This window comes from Streptomyces sp. NPDC055243, from assembly GCF_044544025.1.
Taxonomy (GTDB): domain Bacteria; phylum Actinomycetota; class Actinomycetes; order Streptomycetales; family Streptomycetaceae; genus Streptomyces.
On sequence record NZ_JBITWR010000019.1, the window covers coordinates 128,511 to 150,455 of the forward strand.

Annotated in this window: 16 protein-coding genes and 1 pseudogene; 13 read left to right on the forward strand and 4 right to left on the reverse strand. The window is 70.9% G+C overall.

All coding sequences use genetic code 11. The features are described 5' to 3' along the window. The first annotated feature begins 63 nt into the window (after nucleotides 1-63). The 7 genes from ACIGXX_RS37660 (at nucleotide 64) to ACIGXX_RS37690 (ending at nucleotide 10,819) form a co-directional block, all read left to right on the forward strand. Nucleotides 64-1,491, forward strand: a complete 1,428-nt coding sequence (locus ACIGXX_RS37660; protein WP_399982716.1) for a DUF4192 domain-containing protein — start codon at nucleotides 64-66, stop codon at nucleotides 1,489-1,491. A gap of 387 nt (nucleotides 1,492-1,878) precedes the next feature. Then, nucleotides 1,879-3,783, forward strand: a complete 1,905-nt coding sequence (locus ACIGXX_RS37665; protein WP_399982777.1) for a glycogen debranching N-terminal domain-containing protein — start codon at nucleotides 1,879-1,881, stop codon at nucleotides 3,781-3,783. 120 nt (nucleotides 3,784-3,903) lie between these two features. After that, entirely contained in the window at nucleotides 3,904-4,665 is a 762-nt protein-coding gene (locus ACIGXX_RS37670; protein ID WP_351173673.1) for an NUDIX hydrolase, read from the forward strand. 191 nt (nucleotides 4,666-4,856) lie between these two features. Then, nucleotides 4,857-6,809, forward strand: a complete 1,953-nt coding sequence (locus ACIGXX_RS37675) for an ATP-binding cassette domain-containing protein (RefSeq protein WP_399982720.1) — start codon at nucleotides 4,857-4,859, stop codon at nucleotides 6,807-6,809. A gap of 161 nt (nucleotides 6,810-6,970) precedes the next feature. After that, on the forward strand, nucleotides 6,971-7,858 hold the full coding sequence (locus ACIGXX_RS37680; RefSeq protein WP_361468234.1) for a FadR/GntR family transcriptional regulator: 888 nt from the start codon (nucleotides 6,971-6,973) through the stop codon (nucleotides 7,856-7,858). Between the two features lie 422 nt (nucleotides 7,859-8,280). Next, entirely contained in the window at nucleotides 8,281-9,825 is a 1,545-nt protein-coding gene (locus ACIGXX_RS37685) for an RNA polymerase sigma factor (protein ID WP_351173665.1), read from the forward strand. A gap of 163 nt (nucleotides 9,826-9,988) precedes the next feature. Beyond that, entirely contained in the window at nucleotides 9,989-10,819 is an 831-nt protein-coding gene (locus tag ACIGXX_RS37690) for a serine protease (protein ID WP_361468230.1), read from the forward strand. A 169-nt stretch (nucleotides 10,820-10,988) separates the two neighbouring features. On the opposite strand, the gene ACIGXX_RS37695 is transcribed toward ACIGXX_RS37690, so the two are convergent. After that, nucleotides 10,989-11,216 carry a hypothetical protein gene (locus tag ACIGXX_RS37695; protein ID WP_351173659.1) on the reverse strand — a complete coding sequence of 76 codons (228 nt, stop codon included), beginning with the start codon at nucleotides 11,214-11,216 and terminating at the stop codon, nucleotides 10,989-10,991. A gap of 440 nt (nucleotides 11,217-11,656) precedes the next feature. Here ACIGXX_RS37695 and ACIGXX_RS37700 point away from each other — a divergent pair, with 440 nt between their 5' ends. The 6 genes and pseudogenes from ACIGXX_RS37700 (at nucleotide 11,657) to ACIGXX_RS37725 (ending at nucleotide 18,596) form a co-directional block, all read left to right on the forward strand. Continuing rightward, nucleotides 11,657-13,780 (forward strand): DNA topoisomerase IV subunit B, encoded by a 2,124-nt coding sequence (locus ACIGXX_RS37700; RefSeq protein ID WP_351173657.1) that lies wholly within the window; start codon nucleotides 11,657-11,659, stop codon nucleotides 13,778-13,780. Nucleotides 13,781-14,000: 220 nt separating this feature from the next. Continuing rightward, on the forward strand, nucleotides 14,001-14,513 hold the full coding sequence (locus ACIGXX_RS37705; protein ID WP_399982727.1) for a DUF1453 domain-containing protein: 513 nt from the start codon (nucleotides 14,001-14,003) through the stop codon (nucleotides 14,511-14,513). Further along, entirely contained in the window at nucleotides 14,510-15,652 is a 1,143-nt protein-coding gene (locus tag ACIGXX_RS37710; RefSeq protein WP_399982729.1) for a sensor histidine kinase, read from the forward strand. The genes ACIGXX_RS37705 and ACIGXX_RS37710 overlap by 4 nt, the downstream gene beginning before the upstream one ends. Continuing rightward, nucleotides 15,649-16,336 (forward strand): annotated as a pseudogene (locus ACIGXX_RS37715) (response regulator). Before ACIGXX_RS37710 ends, ACIGXX_RS37715 begins: the two are co-directional and overlap by 4 nt. A gap of 125 nt (nucleotides 16,337-16,461) precedes the next feature. Beyond that, complete coding sequence (locus ACIGXX_RS37720) at nucleotides 16,462-17,007, forward strand: DUF485 domain-containing protein (RefSeq protein ID WP_366464002.1); 546 nt, start codon at nucleotides 16,462-16,464, stop codon at nucleotides 17,005-17,007. Further along, nucleotides 17,004-18,596 (forward strand): cation acetate symporter, encoded by a 1,593-nt coding sequence (locus ACIGXX_RS37725; RefSeq protein WP_351173642.1) that lies wholly within the window; start codon nucleotides 17,004-17,006, stop codon nucleotides 18,594-18,596. The genes ACIGXX_RS37720 and ACIGXX_RS37725 overlap by 4 nt, the downstream gene beginning before the upstream one ends. 19 nt (nucleotides 18,597-18,615) lie before the next feature. On the opposite strand, the gene ACIGXX_RS37730 is transcribed toward ACIGXX_RS37725, so the two are convergent. Genes ACIGXX_RS37730 through ACIGXX_RS37740 form a run of 3 tightly spaced genes read right to left on the reverse strand, consistent with a single transcriptional unit; the run spans nucleotide 18,616 to nucleotide 21,927 of the window. Next, nucleotides 18,616-19,296 (reverse strand): response regulator, encoded by a 681-nt coding sequence (locus tag ACIGXX_RS37730; protein WP_361468213.1) that lies wholly within the window; start codon nucleotides 19,294-19,296, stop codon nucleotides 18,616-18,618. Further along, nucleotides 19,293-20,951, reverse strand: coding sequence for an ATP-binding protein (locus ACIGXX_RS37735; RefSeq protein WP_399982734.1), 1,659 nt, complete (start codon nucleotides 20,949-20,951; stop codon nucleotides 19,293-19,295). Before ACIGXX_RS37735 ends, ACIGXX_RS37730 begins: the two co-directional genes overlap by 4 nt. A 28-nt stretch (nucleotides 20,952-20,979) precedes the next feature. Next, complete coding sequence (locus ACIGXX_RS37740) at nucleotides 20,980-21,927, reverse strand: sucrase ferredoxin (protein WP_351173633.1); 948 nt, start codon at nucleotides 21,925-21,927, stop codon at nucleotides 20,980-20,982. Nucleotides 21,928-21,945 lie beyond the last annotated feature (18 nt).

Sequence of the window (21,945 nt, forward strand, 5' to 3'; positions counted from 1 at the left end):
GCTCCTGATCGTAGTTATCCACAGGGCAAACCGGAATCTGGTGATCCGCGGGAGAGTCGGCGCATGGCGAACCACAGCGAACAAAACGACCCGACCGACTCCATCGGCTCCACCGACCCCACCCCTCCGATCGAGCCCATCGACCCCACCAGCCCCACAGCTCCGATCGATTCCATCGAGCGCGTCGATCCCAACGACGAGCCGCTGGTCACCCTGCGCACCCCGGCCGAACTCGCGGATGCTCTGCCGTACTTGCTCGGGTTCCGGCCCGAGGAGAGCGTCGTCCTCATCGCTCTGCACGGCGAGCGGGGGCGGTTCGGCGGGCGGGTGCGCCTCGGTATTCCCGGACGCGCGGAGGACTGGCCACCCATCGCGGAGCAGCTCGCCCAGTGCCTGGTGGGCGGCTGCGAGCGGCGCGGAGCCCGGCCCGACGGCATTGTCGCCTTCCTGTGCGCGGAGCCCGTCGGCGCCGAATCCGGGCGGCAGGTCATGGAGCGCCTTCGACCGCTGGCACAAGTGCTCCGCACCGCCTGCGGGAGCCTCGATGTCCCGGTGCTTGAGGTCGTCTGCATCTCGGCGGGGCGCTTTTGGACCTACTGCTGTCCGAACCAGGAGTGCTGCCCGCCGGAGGGCGTTCCGCTGCTGCGGCCCGGTACGTCGGTCCTGGCCGCGGCCACGGCCTACGCCGGTGTGCAGGTGGGCGTCACACCGCGCGAGATGCGAGCGCGCCTCACTCCGTGGGAATCCGCCGCCGCGAAGGATCAGGAGGCGGCTCTCGACGCGGCGGGCATGGCGATCGTGCGCCGGATCCTGATGGAGGACGGGCACGCCGAGGTGGCCGCCGACACGCTCGACCTGGCCCGCAGGATCATGGCGCGGATGACTGCCGCGCCGCCGGTCAGCGACAGGCTGGAGGCGGATCTCCAGGACGACGAACTCCTCGCGCACGACGATGCGGCGGCGCTGATCCTCGGCCTGCAGGACCGTACGACGCGTGATCAGGCGGCGGAATGGATGGAGGGCGACATCGCGGCACCAGCGCTTCGCCTCTGGAGGGCCCTGGCCCGTCGCTGCGTCGGCGCCTACGGAGAGCACGCCGCGGCGCCGCTGTCCCTGGCGGGCTGGGTCGCATGGTCCCTCGGTGACACCACGGAAGGCCAGGAAGCCCTGGACATGGCGCTGTGCGCCGATCCCCGCTACACCTTCGCGCAACTCCTGCACCATGCCTGCACCGGCGACCTGGACCCCGAGCCGATCCGCCGCTGCTTGCGCAGGGAGCGAACTGACCGCAGCGTGACGGCCCTTCAGCCCGAACTGCCGCTCCCCACGGAGCCCTCGGAAGCCGCAGCGGAGCCGGCGGGAATCGCTCCGCGTCGCCGCCGCCCCGCACGCCAGAAGGACGGCACTGGTTCTCGGGCCACCGACAGGCCGGCCACGGGGCCGCAGAACCGCCGTCGCACCATCCGGCGCGCAGCGAGGAACGACACATGAACGAACGACGCATGAACGCGGGAGCCCGGCACCGGGGGACAGGGGCGAGCCGAGCGCCCACCGGGGTGCCGTACGGGAAAGACGAGGGCCGGCCGGGTGGCTTCCCGCCCCGCGGGCGTGACTTGGGGCGGGGCAGGTCCGTTCACCTGAGTGGCGGTACCCGTGCCTGGGTCGAGCCGCCGTACGACCTCCGACTCCCCGCAGCGCGGACAGCGCAGAAGAGGCCGCCTCATGCCCCTGCCCGCCCCGTCTCCTGTCTCCGGCAGGGAGGGTCCCCAGCGACCCACCCCGACCCCACCACGCCTGCCGGGTGGGCAGTCCCCGGCAGCCGCGCCGCGTCGCCCCGCACAGCTGCCGCCCGCGCACGCCACGCTGATCTGTGTCGCCATGCCCGCGCTGGCGATCTCCACGGATCAGGGGCAGCTGACCGGCCGAGGCCTCGAGGGGTTCTACCGCGCGGGGCGCAGGCTGCTGTCCCGCTGCGAGGTGCGGGTGGCGGGGCGCGAGCCGATCGCCGTGCAGGCACGGATGCTCTCGGCGGACCGTGCCCGCTTCGTCGCGACGCTGCGTCCGTCCGCCGATGGCGGCCCGGATCCGGACGTGGTCGTCGAGCGGACCCGGTACGCGGACGGTACGGAGCGGATCGTCCTGCGCAGCGCCGCAGGCCGCCCCCTGAGGTTCCCCGTGGAGGTGTCGCTCGGGACGGATCTGGCGGAGCTCGGTGCGGTCGCGTCCGGCAACACCGGGCCCGAACTGCCCGCCAGTGTGCACGACTCGGGCATGCGCTGGTCCTCGCCGTCGGGGCACTGTGTGGTCACCGCGCACCCCGCTCCCGCGGACGCGCTGGCCTCCGCCGGGCTGCTGCGCTGGGAGGTGGAGCTCCCACCGGGCGGCACCTGGAGCCTGGAGCTGCGGGTGCGGCCGGAGGGGGCGGGGCCGGTGCGGGCGGTCGGGCTCGGGGCGTCGCTCTCCCTCGCCCCGGCGCGAGCCGTCGGCGACGATCCCAGGGTCCGGACCCTGCTGGACCGGTCCGTGGAGGATCTTCAGGCGTTGCTGCTGCGGGACCCCGAGCATCCGACCGACGTCCACCTGGCCGCGGGGGCGCCATGGCGCTGCGGTCTCGCTCCGGCCGAAGCCCTCGCGGCCGCCCGGATGGCGCTGCCGCTCGGCACGCGGGTCGCGGTGGGGACGTTGCGTACGCTCGCCCGTCGCCAACTCGTGGGCAAGGGACCGCGGGCGGGCATGATCCCCGGGCCGTTGCGCAACACGGGACCGCATCTGCCGCCCGGCTGCACGGGCATCGAGGCGACACTGCTCTTCCCGGTTCTGCTGACAGAGGCGTGGCGTTGGGGGCTGCCGGCGCAGGAGACGGAGGAGTTGCTGCCGGCGGCCGAGCGCTGCCTGCGCTGGCTGCTGGAGGCGGCCGGCGACGGAGGACGCCTGCCGGACCCGTATCCGGACGGCCCCGCGCGCTGCGAGACGCAGGCCCATGCCCATCGGGCCGCGCTGCTCGGCGCCGACCTGCTCGACGCACACGGCCGTTCGGGCGGTACCGACCTGCGGCAGTGGGCGGAGCGGCTGCGGTCCACGTTCCGGAAGGATTTCTGGGTGGAGGACCGCACGGGTGGTCGGCCCGCCGCGGCCTGCCTGGCCGACGGCCGCCCCGTGCCCCTCCTCACCGGCGGTGCCGCCCACCTCCTCGACACGGGTCTCCTCGGTTCGGGGGCGCTCGCACCAGGACTGCTCGACAAGGTGCAGACCGAGCAGCTCGCCCGGCTCCTCGGCGGACCCGCCATGGACTCGGGGTGGGGATTGCGGAGCCTGGGCGTCAAGGAGGCCGCGTACAACCCTTTCGGACATCGTGGCGGAGCCGTCCGTGTCCACGAGACGGCGGTCGCCGTCTCGGGTCTGGCCGCCGCCGGCTACGAGAAAGAGGCGAGTGCGCTGCTGCGGGGAGTGATGGCCGCGGCCGAGACGTTCGGCTACCGGCTGCCGGAGATGTACGCGGGGGAGCAGCGCACGGAGGACGGCGCTCCGTTGCCGCACCCCGCCGCCTGCCGCCCGGCGGCCACCGCCGCGGCCGCCGGGGTGCAGCTCCTCACGGCGCTCGCCGGGATCCGGCCGGACGCCCCGTCGGGCACGGTGACGCTGAGACCCGTCCGCGGCGCGCCTCTGGGGGAGCTGGGACTGACGGCGCTGCGCGTCGCCGGAGCCCCGTTCTCCGTCCGTGTCAGCAGGCTCGGCCTCGCCATGGTCGAGGAGGCGGCCGACGGGCTGCAGCTGGGGGTGTGACCCACGGGAGGAGGACCGGTGGCGGGTGTGGCCTGAACCTGACGCGGGGCCTGGTGAATCGAGCCGGGATCGGATGCCGGAGGAGCTGTTTATCGTCAGGCAGACGACTATGATCGCGGCATGTCGCCCTACGACCCGTCGGCCTTCCCGCCCTTTGCTGTCACCGTCGATCTGGTCGTGCTCACCGTGCGCCGCCACGCGCTCTGCGCGCTTGCGGTCCGCCGGGGTGAGCCGCCGTTCCAGGGCCGTTGGGCGCTCCCCGGCGGCTTCGTGCGCGACGACGAGGATCTGTCGGCGGCCGCCGCCCGGGAGCTGGTCGAGGAGACGGGGCTGTGCGCGCATTCTCCGGACACTCCCGTTCAGGTGAACGGCGCGCACCTGGAGCAGCTCGCCACCTACGGAGACCCCAAGCGGGATCCGCGGATGCGGGTCGTCAGCGTCGCCCACTTGGCGCTCGCCCCCGATCTGCCCGCACCGCGGGCCGGCGGTGATGCGAACAGTGCGCGCTGGGCGCCGGTCGACGCACTGCTCAACCAGGGTGGGTACGGCCGAGAGGGCGAGCAGGCGGCGCCGCTGGCCTTCGACCACGTGCAGATCCTGGCGGACGGCGTGGAGCGTGCCCGCTCGAAGATCGAGTACTCCTCGTTGGCGACGGCCTTCTGTCCGCCGGAGTTCACCGTCGGTGAGCTGCGCCGGGTGTACGAGGCCGTGTGGGGCGTCGTGCTCGACCCGCGCAACTTCCACCGCAAGGTGACCGGCACGCCGGGCTTCCTCGTCCCCACCGGCGGGACGACCACTCGCCAGGGCGGCCGCCCCGCCCAGCTCTTCCGCGCGGGCGGCGCGACGCTGCTCAACCCGCCCATGCTGCGCCCCGAGGTCTGAGGCCTCCGCCACGGGTCACGCGCTGGTCACCTGTCGGTCCGGCCCGCGTGATGGACACCCGCGGCCCACACCCTGACCGAAATGACGGAAATATCGCGTTATCTTGCTGAAGTACCCACGGGGTTCGTCCGTCCCCGACCCGGCGGACGAGCTCTGGCCGCCGAGCGGTCGCACATCCCGCGAGAGAAGCGATGATCCAGGCCATCGGACTGACAAGCAATCCCCGCCAGGAGCTGCCGCCTGCCGTCGACGACGTGTCCTTCGAGGCGCGAACAGGCCGTGTCACGGCGCTGCTCGGCGCGCAGGGCGCCGGCAAGACGACGGCGCTCAGGCTCATGCTCGAAATCCAACAGGGCCGAGGAGTCACCTACTTCAGAGGGCGTCCGCTGCACCGCATCGCCCACCCGTCGCGCGAGGTCGGCGTCCTTCTGGGCGAAGTCCCGGGACACCCCGGCCGCACGGTCCGCGGCCAGCTGCGCATGCTGTGCGCCGCCGCCGGTGTGCCCGTCCAGCGCGCCGACGACGTACTCGAAGTCGTCGGTCTCGTCAGCCTCCGTGATCAGCGGCTCGGCACGCTCTCGCGTGGCATGGACCGCCGCCTCGGACTGGCCTGCGCGCTGCTCGCCGACCCCCACACGCTCGTCCTCGACGGTCCCGCCGAGGGCCTCTCGGCCCGGGAGGGCGGGTGGCTGCACGGAATTCTGCGCGCGCACGCCGCCCAGGGGGGAACCGTCCTGTTCTCCACGGCCGACGCCAAGGAGGCCGCACGGACCGCCGACCGGGTCGTCACGCTGGAGGCGGGCCGCCTGGTCGCCGACCAGGAAGCCGGGGACTTCGCCCGCACTCGGCTGCGCCCCCGGGTCGCGGTGCGCAGTCCGCACGCGGCACGTCTCGGCGCGCTGCTGTCCAAGGAGGCCCGTGCCGGGCAACGCTCCCTCGAGGTGGTGAAAGAGGACGGCAACCGGCTTTCGGTGTACGGCAGCAATTGCGCCGACGTCGGAGAAACGGCGTTCCGCCACGGAATTCTCGTCCATCAACTCGCCGATGAAATCGGGGATGCGGGGCCTGCCGCCGTTGTCGAGGAGTCGACGCCCTCTCCCGCGCCTGTTCCCGAATCCTTGCCCGAACCCGGGATCGAAGCCTCTGGTGAGGAGCTGGCAGTGACGGGCGACGCGCTGCCCGAAGCCGAGCCCGAAGCCGAGCCCGAAGCCGGGCCCGAATCCGTGGCCACGACCAAGAACCTGATTCCGCTCGCCAGCACGGACCTGCCTGCCAGCACAGACCTGCTCGCCACCCCGGACCCGGTCGCCATCACCGCACCGCGGCCTCCGGTGGCTCCGTCCCCCTTGCCGCCCCCCATCTCGATCCGACCCGCACGCAGCCCCCTGCGCCCCCTGCGCTACGAGCTGCGCCGCGCCGCCGGTGTCGGCACCGGCTACCTCACCACGGCCGCCGTACTCGCCGTCTCCGCCGTCCTCTGCGTCTTCCTCGCCAGGAGCGGTCACACGCCGCAGCCGCTCCTGCTGGCCGCCTGGCCCCAGGAACTCCCCCTGCCGCCCGCGGCGCTTGGCGCCGGGCTGCTCGGCGCTCTCGCCTTCGGTGAGGAGTTCCGCCACCCCGCCCTCGCCGCCGACCGGGGCACCGTCCCCCGCCGCCTGGGGCTGCTCTGCGCCAAGTTGCTCGTGGCGGCGGGTACCGCGCTCCTGCTGAGCCTGCTCGTCCTGGCCTCCGACGCCGCGCTGCTCCACCTGGTATACGGAGACGAGCTGGCGAAAGTTCCCGCTGACTGGCTTTCGCTGAGCGCGAGTTGGGTCGCTCTGGTGGCGGGTTGCGCCTGGGCCGGAGTGCTCGCCGCGGGCGTCTTCCGGTCCACGACCGCCGGTCTCGCCGCGGTTCTGGCGGTGCCGATCGTCGTCGTACCCCTCGTACAGAAGGCCTTGGAGGGACCGTCTGTGCGATCGGCGGCGGGGCTGCCGGGAAGGCTGCGCGACCTCGCGCTGGTGCAGTGGCCCTTCGGCGTCGAGCGATATCTGGCCGGCGGAGTCCGCATGGTCGCCCAACCTGTGGGCAGTGCACTGATGTTGTCGCTGACCGCTCTGCTCTGCGCATATCTGCTCACCGGGATGCGCAGCAGGACCCGATAGCGACCGTCCGGCGCTTCTGTTTCCGTGCTGCGCACAACTCCCCGGAGAACGCCCATTTCTTTCCGATAAGGCGTCAATTGCGGCGGGGTAAGCGATCACCCTTTCGTGTGCTTTTCACCAAAGACCTCAAGGGACTTGGGAGCTACGCCGACAAAGGTTCCGTGAGTACCCTTGCGCACACCATGATGACCGCCGCCCGCTCCGCAGACTCCGGCCTCGCCGGCCCGGGCGAACTCGACCGCTACCCCTACGCAGAGGCCCCTGGTGCCGACCGCGTCGTCACGTCCGCGTGGGACAGCGCCGACCAGGACCTCGGCCGCGTCGGCCGCCGCTCCGCAGGCAGCCGCGGCCGCGGCCTGCACGGCCAACTCGTCCAGCAGCTCGGCCAGATGATCGTCTCCGGCGACCTGGGCGCCGACCGCCCGCTGGTCCCCGAGGAGATCGGCCAGCGTTTCGAGGTCTCCCGCACCGTCGTCCGCGAATCGCTGCGCGTACTTGAGGCCAAGGGCCTGGTCAGCGCCAGGCCCAATGTCGGTACGCGCGTGCGGCCCGTCAGCGACTGGAACCTGCTGGACCCGGACATCATCGAGTGGCGCGCGTTCGGGCCGCAGCGCGACGACCAGCGCCGTGAACTCGGTGAGCTGCGCTGGACGATCGAGCCCCTCGCCGCCCGGCTCGCCGCGGGCCACGGCCGCGAGGAGGTGCAGCAGCGGCTCGCCGACATGGTCGAGATCATGGGCCACTCCCTGAGCCAGGGCGACGGGATCACCTTCTCCCGCGCCGACGCGGAGTTCCACTCGCTGCTCATCCAGCTCGCGAGCAACCGCATGCTGGAGCACCTGTCCGGCATCGTCTCGGCCGCACTCCAGGTCTCGGGTGGCCCGATCACGGGCTGCGACCGTCCCACCGAGGCGTCCCTGGTCCACCACTCGCGCATCGTCGACGCCCTCGGTGCGGGCGACGGCCCCGGAGCCGAGGCCGCCATGCGGCAGCTGCTCACCGTCCACCCGGAGGTGGAGCGCGTCGTGCCCGCCCCCCGCGAGCACTGACGGACCGGTTCTGCGTCCGTTTACGGCCGTCTCATGCGCCTCGCGGCCCGACCTCATCACTCCGTTGGCGCGGTACCGTCGCCGGGCCTCTGCGGGTTCCTCGGGGATCCGTCAGGGACCCGGCGGCGCGGTCTTTGCCGTCCAGGGGGCCGTCAGAGCCTGGATCTGGACGCTTCTGACCGCATCTGGCCGCTTTTGAGCGCTTACGGGGTGTGACTCGGGCCACGTAGATTGGGCGTAACGCTCGTCGGGGCAGCGCGATGACCTAAGAGGTGATAGCCGAGGAGGGAATACAGCAGTCGTCCGCGACGCTGTGTAGCTCCCCGGCCCCGCCTGCGCCGTCGGCCCATCCCCAGTCGTCGGTCGTCGGTCCTGGTCCACAATGGACGGGGCCGGAAGCCGTTTTCCAACGTTCCGAGAGGTTGTTCGTGTCGGCCAGCACATCCCGTACGCTCCCGCCGGAGATCGCCGAATCCGTCTCTGTCATGGCGCTCATCGAGCGGGGAAAGGCTGATGGGCAGATCGCCGGCGATGACGTGCGTCGTGCCTTCGAAGCTGACCAGATTCCGGCCACCCAGTGGAAGAACGTTCTGCGCAGCCTCAACCAGATCCTCGAGGAAGAGGGTGTGACGCTGATGGTCAGTGCCGCGGAGCCGAAGCGCCCCCGCAAGAGCGTCGCAGCGAAGAGCCCGGCCAAGCGCACCGCGACCAAGACCGTCGCGGTCAAGACGGCCACGGCGAAGCAGGCCACCGCGACCGCCGCCCCCGAGGCGTCGGCCGCAGATGTCGCAGCTGAGGACGCGCCCGCGAAGAAGGTCGCAGCCAAGAAGACGACGGCAAAGAAGGCCGTCGCCAAGAAGACCGTCGCCAAGAAGGCGACGGCGAAGAAGACGTCCAAGCAGGACGACGAGATGGTGGACGACGAGGCCACCGAGGAGACGCCCGCCAAGGGCAAGCCCGGTGAGGGCGAGTCCGCGGAAGAGGGTCCCCAGGCAGGCTTCGTACTGTCCGACGAGGACGAGGACGACGCCCCGGCCCAGCAGGTCGCCGCGGCCGGTGCCACCGCCGACCCCGTCAAGGACTACCTGAAGCAGATCGGCAAGGTCCCGCTGCTCAACGCGGAGCAGGAGGTCGAGCTCGCCAAGCGCATCGAGGCCGGCCTGTTCGCCGAGGACAAGCTGGCGAACGCCGACAAGCTCGCGCCGAAGCTCAAGCGCGAGCTGGAGATCATCGCCGAGGACGGGCGCCGCGCCAAGAACCACCTCCTGGAGGCCAACCTCCGTCTGGTGGTCTCCCTGGCCAAGCGCTACACCGGCCGCGGCATGCTCTTCCTGGACCTCATCCAGGAGGGCAACCTCGGTCTGATCCGAGCGGTCGAGAAGTTCGACTACACCAAGGGCTACAAGTTCTCCACGTACGCCACCTGGTGGATCCGTCAGGCGATCACCCGCGCGATGGCCGACCAGGCCCGCACCATCCGTATCCCGGTGCACATGGTCGAGGTCATCAACAAGCTCGCGCGCGTGCAGCGCCAGATGCTCCAGGACCTGGGCCGTGAGCCCACCCCGGAGGAGCTGGCCAAGGAACTCGACATGACCCCGGAGAAGGTCATCGAGGTCCAGAAGTACGGCCGTGAGCCGATCTCCCTCCACACCCCTCTGGGTGAGGACGGCGACAGCGAGTTCGGTGACCTCATCGAGGACTCCGAGGCGGTCGTTCCGGCCGACGCGGTCAGCTTCACGCTCCTCCAGGAGCAGCTGCACTCGGTGCTGGACACCCTGTCCGAGCGTGAGGCGGGCGTGGTCTCCATGCGCTTCGGTCTCACCGACGGCCAGCCGAAGACCCTCGACGAGATCGGCAAGGTCTACGGAGTGACGCGTGAGCGCATCCGTCAGATCGAGTCGAAGACGATGTCGAAGCTGCGTCACCCGTCGCGTTCGCAGGTCCTGCGCGACTACCTCGACTAGTCACCAGCGCTCCACAAGGAAGACCCGAAGCCTCGTACGAGGCTTCGGGTCTTCTGTTTGTCCGATCTGTTCGCCCCGGCGCGGACGCGCGTGGCGCGGGTGCGGGGTGTGCCGCACTGGATCACTGTGGGTGTGCCATGGCAACCCAGAGTGAGGAGATCGCATGCCTCGTCCTTTCGCCCGAACATTCACGGCGGCATTGGCCCTTGTCGCCCCGGTGGCGGCGCTGCCACTGGCCTCTCCGGCCCCCGCGGCGGCTGACAGCGTCGTCATCGGGGGCAGGCCGGTCCGGGTGGCGGACAGCCCCTGGGTGGTGGCGCTGTCGAGCCGTGACCGGTTCGGGGGTACGCGCTCGGGACAGTTCTGCGGAGGAGTGGTGGTCGGGCGCACGACGGTCCTCACCGCGGCGCACTGTCTGGGCGAGGAAGTCCTCGGAGTGAAGCTGCGCGAGATGAGTGACCTGAAGGTGATCGCGGGCCGGGAGGATCTGGGGACGTCTCAGGGCCGTGAGATCCCGGTGCGCGAGTCGACGGTCAATCCCGAGTACGACAGCTTCTCTAACTCCGGGGACGTCGCGGTGCTGTCGCTGGCGAGCCCGCTTCCGGCGAGCTACGCGATCCCCATGGCCGGGGAGGGTGACCAGGCGTACGAGCCCGGCACGCCCGCGGCCGTCTACGGGTGGGGTGACACGACGGGATCGGGTGATTACGCCCGCACGTTGCGCGCCGCGCAGGTGCGCGTACTGCCTGATGCGACGTGCGAGGAGGCCTACCCGGGCAATTCTGACGGAACGTACACGGCCGCATCCATGCTGTGCGCGGGGGAACTTGAGGGCGGCCGTGACGCGTGCCAGGGGGACAGTGGCGGCCCGCTCGTCGCGCGCGGGCGGCTGATCGGCCTGGTGTCGTGGGGAAGCGGCTGCGGGCGGGCCGGGAGTCCCGGGGTCTACACGCGGATCTCGGGCGTCGCGCGGGACATGCCGCTGGGCGGCTGAGAGCGGGGGAGTTGTCCCCTTGAGGGGTGTGGAGTGCCGCGAGGGACCGCCGAGGAGGTGCCTGAGCGCCCGTGTAACGCGAGCGGGCGGCCGTCCCTGGGGTTGGCAGGGTCGGCCGCCCGGTCACCGGCCTGGCGTGCGCCGGATGGCTCGTCGTGGGTGCGAGGTGTCAGCGATCCTCGTCGGTGGTCTCCGGGACGGCCGTCAGCCGCTCCGTCTCGTCCTGTATCTCAGCGGCGATCTTCTTGAGTTCCGGCTCGAACTTGCGGCCGTGGTGGGCGCAGAAGAGCAGTTCACCGCCGCTCAACAGGACGACGCGCAGGTAAGCCTGGGCGCCGCAGCGGTCGCAGCGATCAGCGGCCGTCAGGGGGCTCGCGGGGGTCAGAACAGTAGTCACGTCGCCTCTTCTCTAGCTCGACGAGCTGTCGTACCAGGGTCAACATCCAACCAGGCCGAAAACGTTCCCGCTCGTGGCTTTTCCTCGAAGTTTTTTCCGAGGCGGCTGTCTGCTGCCGGTTGGCGGCGAATGTGCCGTATTACGTCTCTTACGAGTTTTACGGTTTCGCGCTGTCTGTCAGGTCGGTCGTCCGCCGGCTGGGTTGCCGGTTGTTCATGAGGACGTGCCCGGAGCCTAAATGGTTCATGCCTGGAAGGGAACGTGACGTGCGCTTCACTCCATCGAGGGATCGAACAAGCGTACGGTGCTGGACTAGTGTGAGTTGAGACGAGGGTGGCGTGACAACGGCTCTACCAGGCCTCGGTACCCTCTGAGCGGCAACCGAAGCCGGGTCCTTACCCCAAAGGACCCCTTTTGAAATTCAGCGAGGAGCGAACCGCGTGACCGCCGAGACGTCCGTGCCGTCCACAGCGTTGCTGACCGGAGCAGACCGGGACGGTTCCAACTACACCGCGCGGCACCTGCTCGTCCTGGAGGGGCTCGAGGCCGTTCGCAAGCGTCCGGGCATGTACATCGGGTCGACGGACAGCCGCGGCCTGCTGCACTGCCTCTGGGAGATCATCGACAACTCCGTCGATGAGGCCCTGGGTGGCTACTGCGACCACATCGAAGTCATCCTCCACGACGACGCCTCCGTAGAGGTCCGGGACAACGGCCGAGGCATCCCGGTGGATGTCGAGCCCAAGACCGGCCTCTCCGGAGTCGAGGTCGTCATGACCAAGCTCCACGCCGGCGGAAAGTTCGGCGGTGGCGCCTACGCCGCCTCCGGCGGCCTGCACGGTGTGGGTGCCTCCGTGGTGAATGCCCTGTCCGCGCGCCTCGACGTGGAGGTGGACCTCCATGGGCACACCCACGCGATCAGCTTCCGGCGTGGCGTGCCCGGGGCCTTCGCCAAGCCCGGCCCCGACGCCGACTTCGACTCGTCGGCCAAGCTGCGCAAGACCAAGAAGATCCCCAAGACGCGCACCGGCACGCGCGTGCGCTACTGGGCCGACCGCCAGATCTTCCTCAAGGACGCCAAGCTCAGCCTCGAGACGCTGCACCAGCGTGCCCGCCAGACCGCGTTCCTGGTGCCGGGCCTGACCATCGTCGTGCGCGACGAGTACGGCCTCGGAGAGGGTGGTACCAAGGGCGAGGAATCCTTCCGCTTCGACGGCGGCATCAGCGAGTTCTGCGAGTACCTGGCCCAGGACAAGGCCGTCTGTGACGTCCTTCGCTTCACTGGGCAGGGCACCTTCAAGGAGACCGTGCCGGTCCTCGACGACCACGGCCAGATGTCCCCCACCGAGGTCACCCGCGAGCTCGCCGTGGACGTCGCGCTGCGCTGGGGCACGGGTTACGACACGACGCTGCGGTCCTTCGTCAACATCATCGCCACCCCCAAGGGCGGCACCCACATGACGGGCTTCGAGCGCTCGCTCACCAAGACGATGAACGAGGTGCTGCGCACCCAGAAGGTGCTGCGCGTCGCCGAGGACGACATCGTCAAGGACGACGCCCTGGAGGGGCTGACGGCGGTCGTCACCGTCCGTCTCGCGGAGCCGCAGTTCGAGGGCCAGACCAAGGAGGTGCTCGGCACCTCGGCGGCCAACCGTATCGTCGCCAACGTCATCGCCAAGGAACTCAAGGCGTTCCTGACCTCCACCAAGCGCGACGCCAAGGCGCAGGCGCGCGCCGTGATGGAGAAGGCCGTCGCCGCGGCCCGCACGCGCATCGCGGCCCGCCAGCACAAGGACGCCCAGCGCCGGAAGACGGCTCTGGAGTCCTCCTCGCTGCCCGCGAAGCTCGCCGACTGCCGCAGTGACGACGTGGAGCGCAGCGAGCTCTTCATCGTCGAGGGCGACTCGGCGCTCGGCACCGCCAAGCTGGCACGGAACTCCGAGTTCCAGGCCCTCCTGCCGATCCGCGGCAAGATCCTCAACGTTCAGAAGGCGTCCGTGACGGACATGCTGAAGAACGCCGAGTGCGGCGCGATCATCCAGGTCATAGGGGCAGGGTCCGGCCGGACCTTCGACATCGACGCGGCGCGCTACGGGAAGATCATTCTTCTCGTCGACGCCGATGTCGACGGCGCACACATCCGGATTCTGCTGCTCACCCTCTTCCAGCGCTACATGCGTCCGATGGTGGAGGCGGGCCGGGTCTTCGCGGCCGTGCCGCCGCTGCACCGGATCGAGCTGGTGCAGCCGAAGAAGGGCCAGGACAAGTACGTCTACACGTACTCGGACAACGAGCTGCGCGAGACGCTCCTCGAGTACCAGCGCAAGGGAATCCGCTTCAAGGACGCCATCCAGCGCTACAAGGGCCTCGGCGAGATGGACGCGGACCAGCTCGCGGAGACCACCATGGACCCCCGCTACCGCACGCTGCGGCGGGTCAACATCGGCGACCTGGACGCCGCCGAGCAGGTCTTCGATCTGCTGATGGGCAACGACGTGGCGCCGCGCAAGGAGTTCATCACGAGCTCGGCGGCGACGCTGGACCGTTCGCGCATCGACGCGTAGCGATCGCGCGAGCCGGTGCGTTCCGCTTGTGCGGAGCGCACCCGCTCGCGTGACGCCGGTGTGTCCCGCTCGCGGGACGCACTCCACCCGTGGGTGGAGCCCTAGGCTCCACCCACGTTCCACCCCTGCTCCGATGTCCTGACCAGGTCTTTTCCGTAGCGTCGAAGGCGTCGATCCTCCTCGGATCGGTCCCGCACTTCCTCGTCCCACGGAGGCCGTCATGTCTGGGCTCGCCAATGTTCTGGTGGTCTGCGCCGTCGTCGCGCTGGTGATCGTGCGTCAGTTCAGGGCGCAGCAGATCACCGCGGACAGGCGCTGGTGGGTCATACCGGCCGTGCTGGTCTTCCTGGCCGTGCGCGAGCCCGACGTGCTGGACCCCCATCACTACGCGGCGGCCGTCGTCCTGCTCGGCGCGGAGCTGCTGGTCGCTCTGGCCATCGGCTTCGGCTGGGCGCGGACCACGCACGTGTGGAGGACGCCGGACGGTGCCGTATGGGGCAGGGGGACCAAGGCCACCGCCATCGTCTGGGGCGTCGGGATCGGGCTGCGGCTCGGCCTGTTCGGGATCGGCGCGCTGCTGGGGGTGCGGCAGGACAGTGCCGCTCTGATGCTGGCTCTCGCCGCCACGCTCCTCGTGCGCAGCGGCATGCTGGCGCACCGGGCCGGCCTCTTCCGCCCGTCGTACGGTGTTGCGGACGCGGCGTACGAGCCGATGCGGAAGGACCCTGTGTGATGTCGGACCGGTGGATGAGATGGCCCCTCCGGGAAGCGCTCACCCGGGAAGGGCAGAGCCCCGCCCGGATGTGGTTCGTCCGGGTCCTGCGGGTGGTGATCGCCGGCAGCCTGCTGTGGAACACGTTCCATCACGACAGGGGCTGGCGCCTGGCTGCCGGGGTCGGCCTGGTCGTGCTCAGTGGCGGGCTCGCCTGGGCGTTCCTCCGCGCCTCGTTCGACCATCGGCTGTGGCCCTCGGTCACTCTGCTGGCCCTGCTGACGGGGTGCGGGTACGCGGCGCGGGCCGGCGACTGGAGGGTGCTGGCGCTCGTCCTGTGGTGCGGTGCGGCGGTCCTGTCCCTGGAGCGGCTGCCGCTGCTGGCGGCCGCGGTCTGTGTGCCCGTGGCGATGACGGGATTCGCCGCGTACAACAACGACAACTGGCTGGTCACGGGTCTCATCGTCGTGGGGCTCGCGCTGGCGGGGTACACCCTGCGGCTCGACGCCGACACGCGGGGCAACGCCCAGCGGCTGCTCGCCCAGGAGCGGGCCGCCCGGGCCGCGGAGGCCGAGACGGCCGCCCTGGCCGAGCGGGCCCGTATCGCCCGGGAGATCCACGACGTGCTCGCGCACAGCCTCTCCGCGCAGCTCGTCCACCTGGAGGCGGCGCGACTGCTGATCGAGGGCGATGCGACACGCGATCAGATACTCGAGCGGGTGGTGGCGGCGCGGTCCATGGCCCGCGAAGGGCTGGCCGAGACCCGGCAGGCGCTCTCCGCGCTGCGCGGTGAGATGACGCCGGTCGAGGACTTCCTGCGTGAGCTGGTCGTCTCGGACAAGGCCTCGGTGTCCGTGACGGGCGCGCGGCGTGCGCTGCCCGCCGAGGCGTCACAGGCGGTGCGCCGTGTCGCTCAGGAGGCCCTGACGAACGTCCGTAAGCACGCTCCGGGCGCCAAGGTGTTCGTGCGTCTCGCGTACGAAGAGGGTGAAGTGACGCTGGACATACGGGATTCGGGCGGTTCGCCGGGCGAACTCGCGGCATCCGGAGCCGGGTACGGTCTGCTCGGAATGCGGGAGCGGGCCGAGCTGCTCGGCGGCTCGCTGACGGCCGGGCCTGGTGAGGAGGGCTTCATCGTGACGCTGAAGGTGCCCACATGACGTCCGAGCGCGGCGCGAAGGCGCCGGCGCGGGTGATCGTGGTCGACGATCAGACCGTGGTGCGTGAGGGCATCGTGATGCTGCTGGGATTGTTGCCCGGTATCGAGGTCGTCGGTTCCGGGGGCGACGGCGAGGAGGCCGTCCGGCTCGTCGCCGAACTCGCCCCGGACGTCGTCCTGATGGACCTGCGCATGCCGCGGGTCGACGGTGCGGAGGCCACCCGCCGCATTCGTGCCGAGTACCCGGGGACGCAGGTCGTCGTGCTGACGACCTTCGCCGACGACGACTCGCTCTTCCCCGCGCTGAGAGCGGGGGCACGCGGCTACCAAGGACGCAGGTGGGGACGAGATCGTGCGGGCCGTGGAGGACGTGCTCTCGGGTGACGCGGGGCTCTCGCCGCAGATCCAGCGGCGGCTGCTGGAGCGGCTGTCGGAGTCCGAGGAGCCCGCACCGGCGCCGGATCCCCCCGACGGTCTGACCACGCGCGAGACCGAAGTGCTCGTCCTGATCGCCGAGGGGATGACGAACCAGGAGATCGCCCGCCAGATGCATGTCTCCACCGCGACGGTGAAGACGCACATCAACAATCTCTTCGCCAAGACGGGGCTCAAGGACCGCGCGCAGGCGGTCCGTTATGCCTACGGGCACGGGCTGGCCAAGCCCCCGAGTGCCAGGCCGACCTGAGTGGTGTCTTTGATGAGGTCCTTCACCTGATGGGGTGAAGAGAAGGGAGAGAAGAGTCAGGGATCTTCCCGATCTGTCCATCCTTGGGCACGCAGCCGAACAAGGCTGCGGACAAGGAGAGTTCGGTGGAGAAGCACGACGGGCGCGATGCCGGGCAGGCGCGGACCGGTGATCCGAGGGATCCCTGGTACGACGCGCTTGCGTCCGGCTGGGGCGAGTTGGACGGCACGGGTGCGCCGGCGCCCGTGGCGCCGCCCCGAGCCGCGCCGGAGCGGAGCGCGGCCGACATCTATCTGGAGGTCCAGCGCAGTGCTGCCTTCCAGGAGGTGCGCGGCCGGTATCGGCGGTTCGTCTTCCCCGGGGCGGCCCTCTTCTTCACCTGGTACGTCGCGTATGTCGTGACGGCGACGACGGCGCCGGGGTTCATGGCGCGGCCCGTCTCCGGGGCCGTGAACGTCGCGATGCTCGCGGGCCTGGGGCAGTTCGTCTCGACGTTCCTGCTGACCTGGGCGTACGCCCGGCATGCCCGGCTCAGGAGGGATCGCGCGGCGCTCGATCTGCGGTGGTCCGTGTTCGAGCAGAAGCGGGAGCAGGACCAGAAACGGATCCAGGACCAGCGGGATCACGACCAGCGGAGCGAGCAGGAACTGGCCCGGGGGAGCGAGCGATGACCGGGGACCACCAGACGCTCGCGCTCCTGCTGTTCGGCGTGTTCGTGGCCGTCACGCTCGCCATCACGACATGGGTGAGCCGCAACCGGCACGGCTCGGCGGAGGAGTTCTACGCGGGCGGGCGGCTCTTCTCCCCCATGGAGAACGGTTTCGCCATCGCGGGCGACTACATGTCGGCCGCGTCCTTCCTCGGCATCTCCGGACTGATCGCCCTCTTCGGTTACGACGGGCTGCTCTACTCGGTGGGCTTCCTCGTCGCCTGGCTGGTCGTGCTGTTCCTGGTGGCCGAACTGGTGCGCAACTGCGGCCGGTTCACGCTCGCCGACGTCGTCGCCGCCCGGATGAGGGAACGGCCGGTGCGCATCGCGTCCGGAACTTCCTCGGTGACCGTGTCCGTTCTCTATCTGGTGGCGCAGATGGTGGGGGCGGGCTCCCTGGTCGCGCTGCTGCTCGGCGGGACGAGCGGGGCGGCGCAGGCCTGGACGGTGATCGGCGTCGGCGCGCTCATGGTCATCTATGTGTCGTTGGGAGGGATGCGGGCCACCACCTGGATCCAGATCGTCAAGGCGGTTCTGCTGATGTGCGGCGCGATCGCGCTGACCGTGCTGGTCCTGGTGCGTTTCCACGGCGACTTCAATCAGTTGCTGCGGACCGCGGCCGACCGCAGCGGACACGGCAGCCAGTTCCTCGCGCCCGGATTGAAGTACGGCGGGGACTGGACCTCGCGCCTGGACTTCATCAGCCTCGGGCTCGCGCTCGTCCTCGGCACGGCCGGGCTGCCGCACATCCTCTCCCGCTTCTACACGGTGCCGACCGCACGCGCCGCCCGCCGGTCCGTCGTCTGGTCCATCGGTCTCATCGGCAGCTTCTACCTGATGACGATCGTGCTCGGCTTCGGCGCCGCCGCGATCGTGGGCTCCGATGCCGTGCGGGGATCGAACGCCGCGGGGAACACGGCCGTTCCGCTGCTGGCGCTCGATCTGGGCGGCGGCGCCGACTCCACTGGAGGAACGGTTCTGTTCGCGATCGTCGCCGCGATCGCCTTCGCCACGATCCTCGCCGTCGTCGCCGGGATCACGCTCGCCTCGTCGGCGTCCGTGGCCCACGACCTGTACGCGTCGCTGCGGCGCAAGCACGCCAAACCGCGCAGCGAGGTGGCGGTGGCGCGCCTCGCCGCGGCCGGTATCGGCGTGGTCGCGATCGGCCTGGGGCTGCTGGCCCGAGATCTCAACGTGGCGTTCCTGGTGGGCCTGGCCTTCGCCGTCGCCGCGTCCGCGAATCTGCCCGTGCTGCTCTACTCGCTGTTCTGGCGGAAGTTCACCACGCGGGGAGCGGTCTGGTCGGTCTACGGGGGTCTGGTGCCCTCCATGGCGCTCGTCGTGCTGTCACCCGTGGTCTCCGGAGGGCCGAGCTCCCTCTTCCCCGGGATGGACTTCCAGTACTTCCCACTGGAGAACCCGGGGCTCGTCTCGATCCCGCTGGGCTTCCTCGCCGGATGGCTGGGCACCGTCACCTCGGCGGAGCCCGCGGACGAGGCCAAGCACGCGGAGACCGAGGTGCGCTCGCTCACCGGCGCTGGAGCGGTGTAACCGCCCTGCACGGCCATGGCTAGGAGGCGCTCGACGCCCATTCGTAGCGGTGCTCCGGGCGGCCCGTGTCGCCGTACTTGAGGCTGAGCCGGACCCGGCCCGAGCGCTCCAGGAGCTTCAGGTAGCGCTGGGCCGTCTGGCGGCTCAGCCGGGTGCGGTCCGCCAACTCCTGGGCGGACAGCGGCCCCTCGGCGCCCATCAGAGCCCTGCGGACCAGCTCGGCCGTGGTGGGGGAGTGCCCTTTGGGCAGTTCGGGCGCCGGAGTCGCCGAGAGGGCGCCGAAGATCCGGTCGACCTCCGCCTGTTCGGCCTCGCCCCCGCCGTCCAGGGTGCGGCGCAAGGTCGCGTACGCGTCGAGCTTCGCGCGAAGTCCCGCGTACGAGAACGGCTTGACCAGGTACTGCAGGGCGCCGTGGCGCATCGCGGCCTGCACGGTGGCGACGTCGCGCGCGGCCGTCACCATGATCACGTCGGTCTGGTGGCCGCGCTCACGCAACGTACGGACCACCGCGAGGCCCGTCTGGTCCGGCAGATAGTGGTCGAGGAGCACCAGGTCGACCGGGAGCTCCTCGACCATCCGCAGCGCCTCGGCGGCGCTGTGGGCCTTCGCGGCCACCCGGAAGCCGGGCACCTTCGCCACGTAGGCGGCGTTGACGTCCGCGACCCGGACGTCGTCGTCCACGACGAGCACCTCGATCATCGTGTCTCCTCCGTGGGGGCGAGTTCGGACGTGGGGGCCAGTTCGGCCTGTGCGAGCGCTTCGGGCAGGACGACGGTGAACTCGGCGCCCCCTTCGGGGGACGCGTCCGCCCGCACGCTGCCTCCTTGTCGCTCGGCGAGCCTGCGGACCAGGGCGAGCCCGATGCCGCGCTTGCCGTGCGCCGGGGGCTCCTTGGTGGACCAGCCCTCCGTGAAGATCGTCTCGCGGTGCTCGGACGGTACGCCAGGGCCCGTATCGCTCACCCGAAGGACCACGGCGCGTCCCTCGGTGCGCACATCGACCTCCACGCGCGCGTGGAGGCTGCCCGCCGCAGCGTCGAGCGCGTTGTCGACCAGATTGCCGACGATGGTGACCAGGCCGCCCGGGTCGATCAGACGGTCGGGCAGCGCGGTGTCGCGCGGGACGGCGAGGACGACGCCACGCTCCGCGGCGACGGTGGCCTTGCCCACCAGGAGCGCGGCCAGCAGCGGATCGCCGATCTTCTCCGTGATCTGCTCCGAGGTCACCCGGTGCGCGCCCGCCACCTCGCCGACGAACTCCGCCGCCTCCTCGTACATCTCCAGCTCCAGGAGACCGAGCAGCGTGTGCATGCGGTTGGCGTGTTCGTGGTCCTGGGCGCGCAGTGCGTCGATGAGGCCGCGGGTGGAGTCCAGTTCGCGGCCCAGTTGCTCCAGTTCGGTGCGGTCGCGCAGGGTGGCGACGGCGCCTCCGTCGTCCGTGGGCATGCGGTTGGCGACCAGGACGCGCTGGCCTCGGACGGTCAGGAGGTCGGTGCCCGTGACCCGTCCGGCGAGCACGTCGGTCGTACGTCCGGGACCGAGCGCGGTGTCGAGCGGCTGCCCGATGGCTTCGACTCCCAGGCCGAGGAGGCGCTGGGCCTCGTCGTTCAGGAGGCGGATCCGGCCGGCGCGGTCCAGCGCGACGACGCCTTCGCGGATGCTGTGCAGCATGGCCTCGCGTTCCGCAAGGAGCGCCGAGATATCGGAGAAAGCCAGGTCACGTGTCTGCCGCTGCACCCTGCGCGAGATCAGATAGGCGGCGAGGGCGCCGACGGCGAGCGCCCCGCCCGCGTACGCGAAGAGCCCGGGGATCGCGTGGATCAGCCGGGCGCGCACGCTGTCGTACTCGATGCCTACGGAGACGGCGCCCACGATGTCCCCGTCGATGTCCCGCAGCGGCACCTTGCCGCGGGCCGAGCGGCCCAGGGTGCCGTCGTCGATCTCCATGACCTCGTCACCGGCGAGCGCGTCGCTGGGGTCGGTCGAGACGACCCGGCCGATCTCGCCGTGGTCCGTGTGGGACCAGCGGACGCCTTCCTTGTTCATGATCACGACGTACTCGGCGCCGCTGGCGCGCCGGATCCGCTCCGCCTCGGTCTGCACGGGCCCGTCGACCGTCGGCTCCGAGGAGCGCAGGTCCTCGGCGATGTGCGGCTGGGCGGCCGTGGTCTGCGCGATGGCGAGCGCGCGGCGCATCGCCTGGTCGTCCAGCTGATCGCTGAGCGGCGCGAGGAAGAGCCCCGTGGCGAGCACGGCGACTCCGGCGGCGATGGCCAGCTGCATCAGCAGCACCTGCGAGAAGACGCGCCGCGGCAGGCCGAGGCGGAGTCTTCGGACAGGGGAGGTGGGGCTCATGTGTACGAACGGTACGGCGAGCGGAGGGCTACTCCGAAGTCACTGTGGCGGGGATCTCCTGTACGGCGTCGTACCCGATCCGCCGCACCGCCACGACATCCATGCGTGCCGGGGCTGCCGACGCCGCGCCGCAGCTCTCCGGCCGCGGCGGCAGCGAGGCCCCCTGGGCGACGGTCACGCACCAGTGCCGTCCGTCGACGTGGGCCACGGTCACCTCCCAGCGCGGTGCCGTACCGTCCGTGCGGACCACGCTCAGGGCGCCCGCGGCGTCCTCGCCCGTCGCGGTGCGCACCGCCAGCTCGGCGGCCTGTCCGGGGCGGTCCCAGGCGGAACTGCCCCGGCAGCCTTCGGTGACGACGCGGCCCGTGCGCACCCCTTCGAGGATCTCCTTGACGGCGGCCTGCCCGGAGCGGCCGTACGCGTAGCCGTACGGCAGGACGAGGAGCGTGGGGGAGAAGCGGTGACCACCCAGATGAGTGACTTCCCAGGCGCCTTGTTCACCGGAGGCGGTGAGGGCGGCGGCGAGCGGCCTGCCCAGGAGGGCGCAGCAGCGGTCCCGCTTGCCGTTCGTGCAGACCAGGGCGAGCGGAGCGCCCGTGTGCGGGGTGCCGAATCCGCCGTGGTCGCCCGCGCCGAGGGCCGCGAAGTCGAGGTCGAGCAGCTCTTCCGGCCGGTCCGTGACGTGGCCGCGCAGCCAGGTGTTGCCGGGCGCGGTGTGGGCCACGTACACCCGGCGGCGCGCGGGGGCGTGGCTGTCGGCGTGGCGTCCGGGGCGGCGGATGAGCGCGACGCGTACGCCCGTTCCCTCGGCGGCGGCCTCCAGGGCGCGGCCGACCTCCGGATCCAGGTGACTCGAAGTGAGCGCCTTGGCGCCCCACGGTCCCGGCTGTTCAAGGAGCAGCCAGGTCCTGGCGGTGGCCGCGGTCCCCGCGAGAGGCTCGTCCAGATCCCGCGAAGCGGTGGCGCACGTACTCACAGAGGTGAGCCTAACCCG

Excerpts from the sequence above, each read along its gene's own strand:
- ACIGXX_RS37725 (WP_351173642.1), top strand. The coding sequence starts at position 17,004 with ATGACCGGGGACCACCAGACGCTCGCGCTCCTGCTGTTCGGCGTGTTC.
- ACIGXX_RS37705 (WP_399982727.1), top strand. The coding sequence starts at position 14,001 with ATGTCTGGGCTCGCCAATGTTCTGGTGGTCTGCGCCGTCGTCGCGCTG.
- ACIGXX_RS37690 (WP_361468230.1), top strand. The coding sequence starts at position 9,989 with ATGCCTCGTCCTTTCGCCCGAACATTCACGGCGGCATTGGCCCTTGTC.
- ACIGXX_RS37735 (WP_399982734.1), bottom strand. The coding sequence starts at position 20,951 with ATGAGCCCCACCTCCCCTGTCCGAAGACTCCGCCTCGGCCTGCCGCGG.
- ACIGXX_RS37660 (WP_399982716.1), top strand. The coding sequence starts at position 64 with ATGGCGAACCACAGCGAACAAAACGACCCGACCGACTCCATCGGCTCC.
- ACIGXX_RS37670 (WP_351173673.1), top strand. The coding sequence starts at position 3,904 with ATGTCGCCCTACGACCCGTCGGCCTTCCCGCCCTTTGCTGTCACCGTC.
- ACIGXX_RS37665 (WP_399982777.1), top strand. The coding sequence starts at position 1,879 with ATGCCCGCGCTGGCGATCTCCACGGATCAGGGGCAGCTGACCGGCCGA.
- ACIGXX_RS37730 (WP_361468213.1), bottom strand. The coding sequence starts at position 19,296 with ATGATCGAGGTGCTCGTCGTGGACGACGACGTCCGGGTCGCGGACGTC.
- ACIGXX_RS37675 (WP_399982720.1), top strand. The coding sequence starts at position 4,857 with ATGATCCAGGCCATCGGACTGACAAGCAATCCCCGCCAGGAGCTGCCG.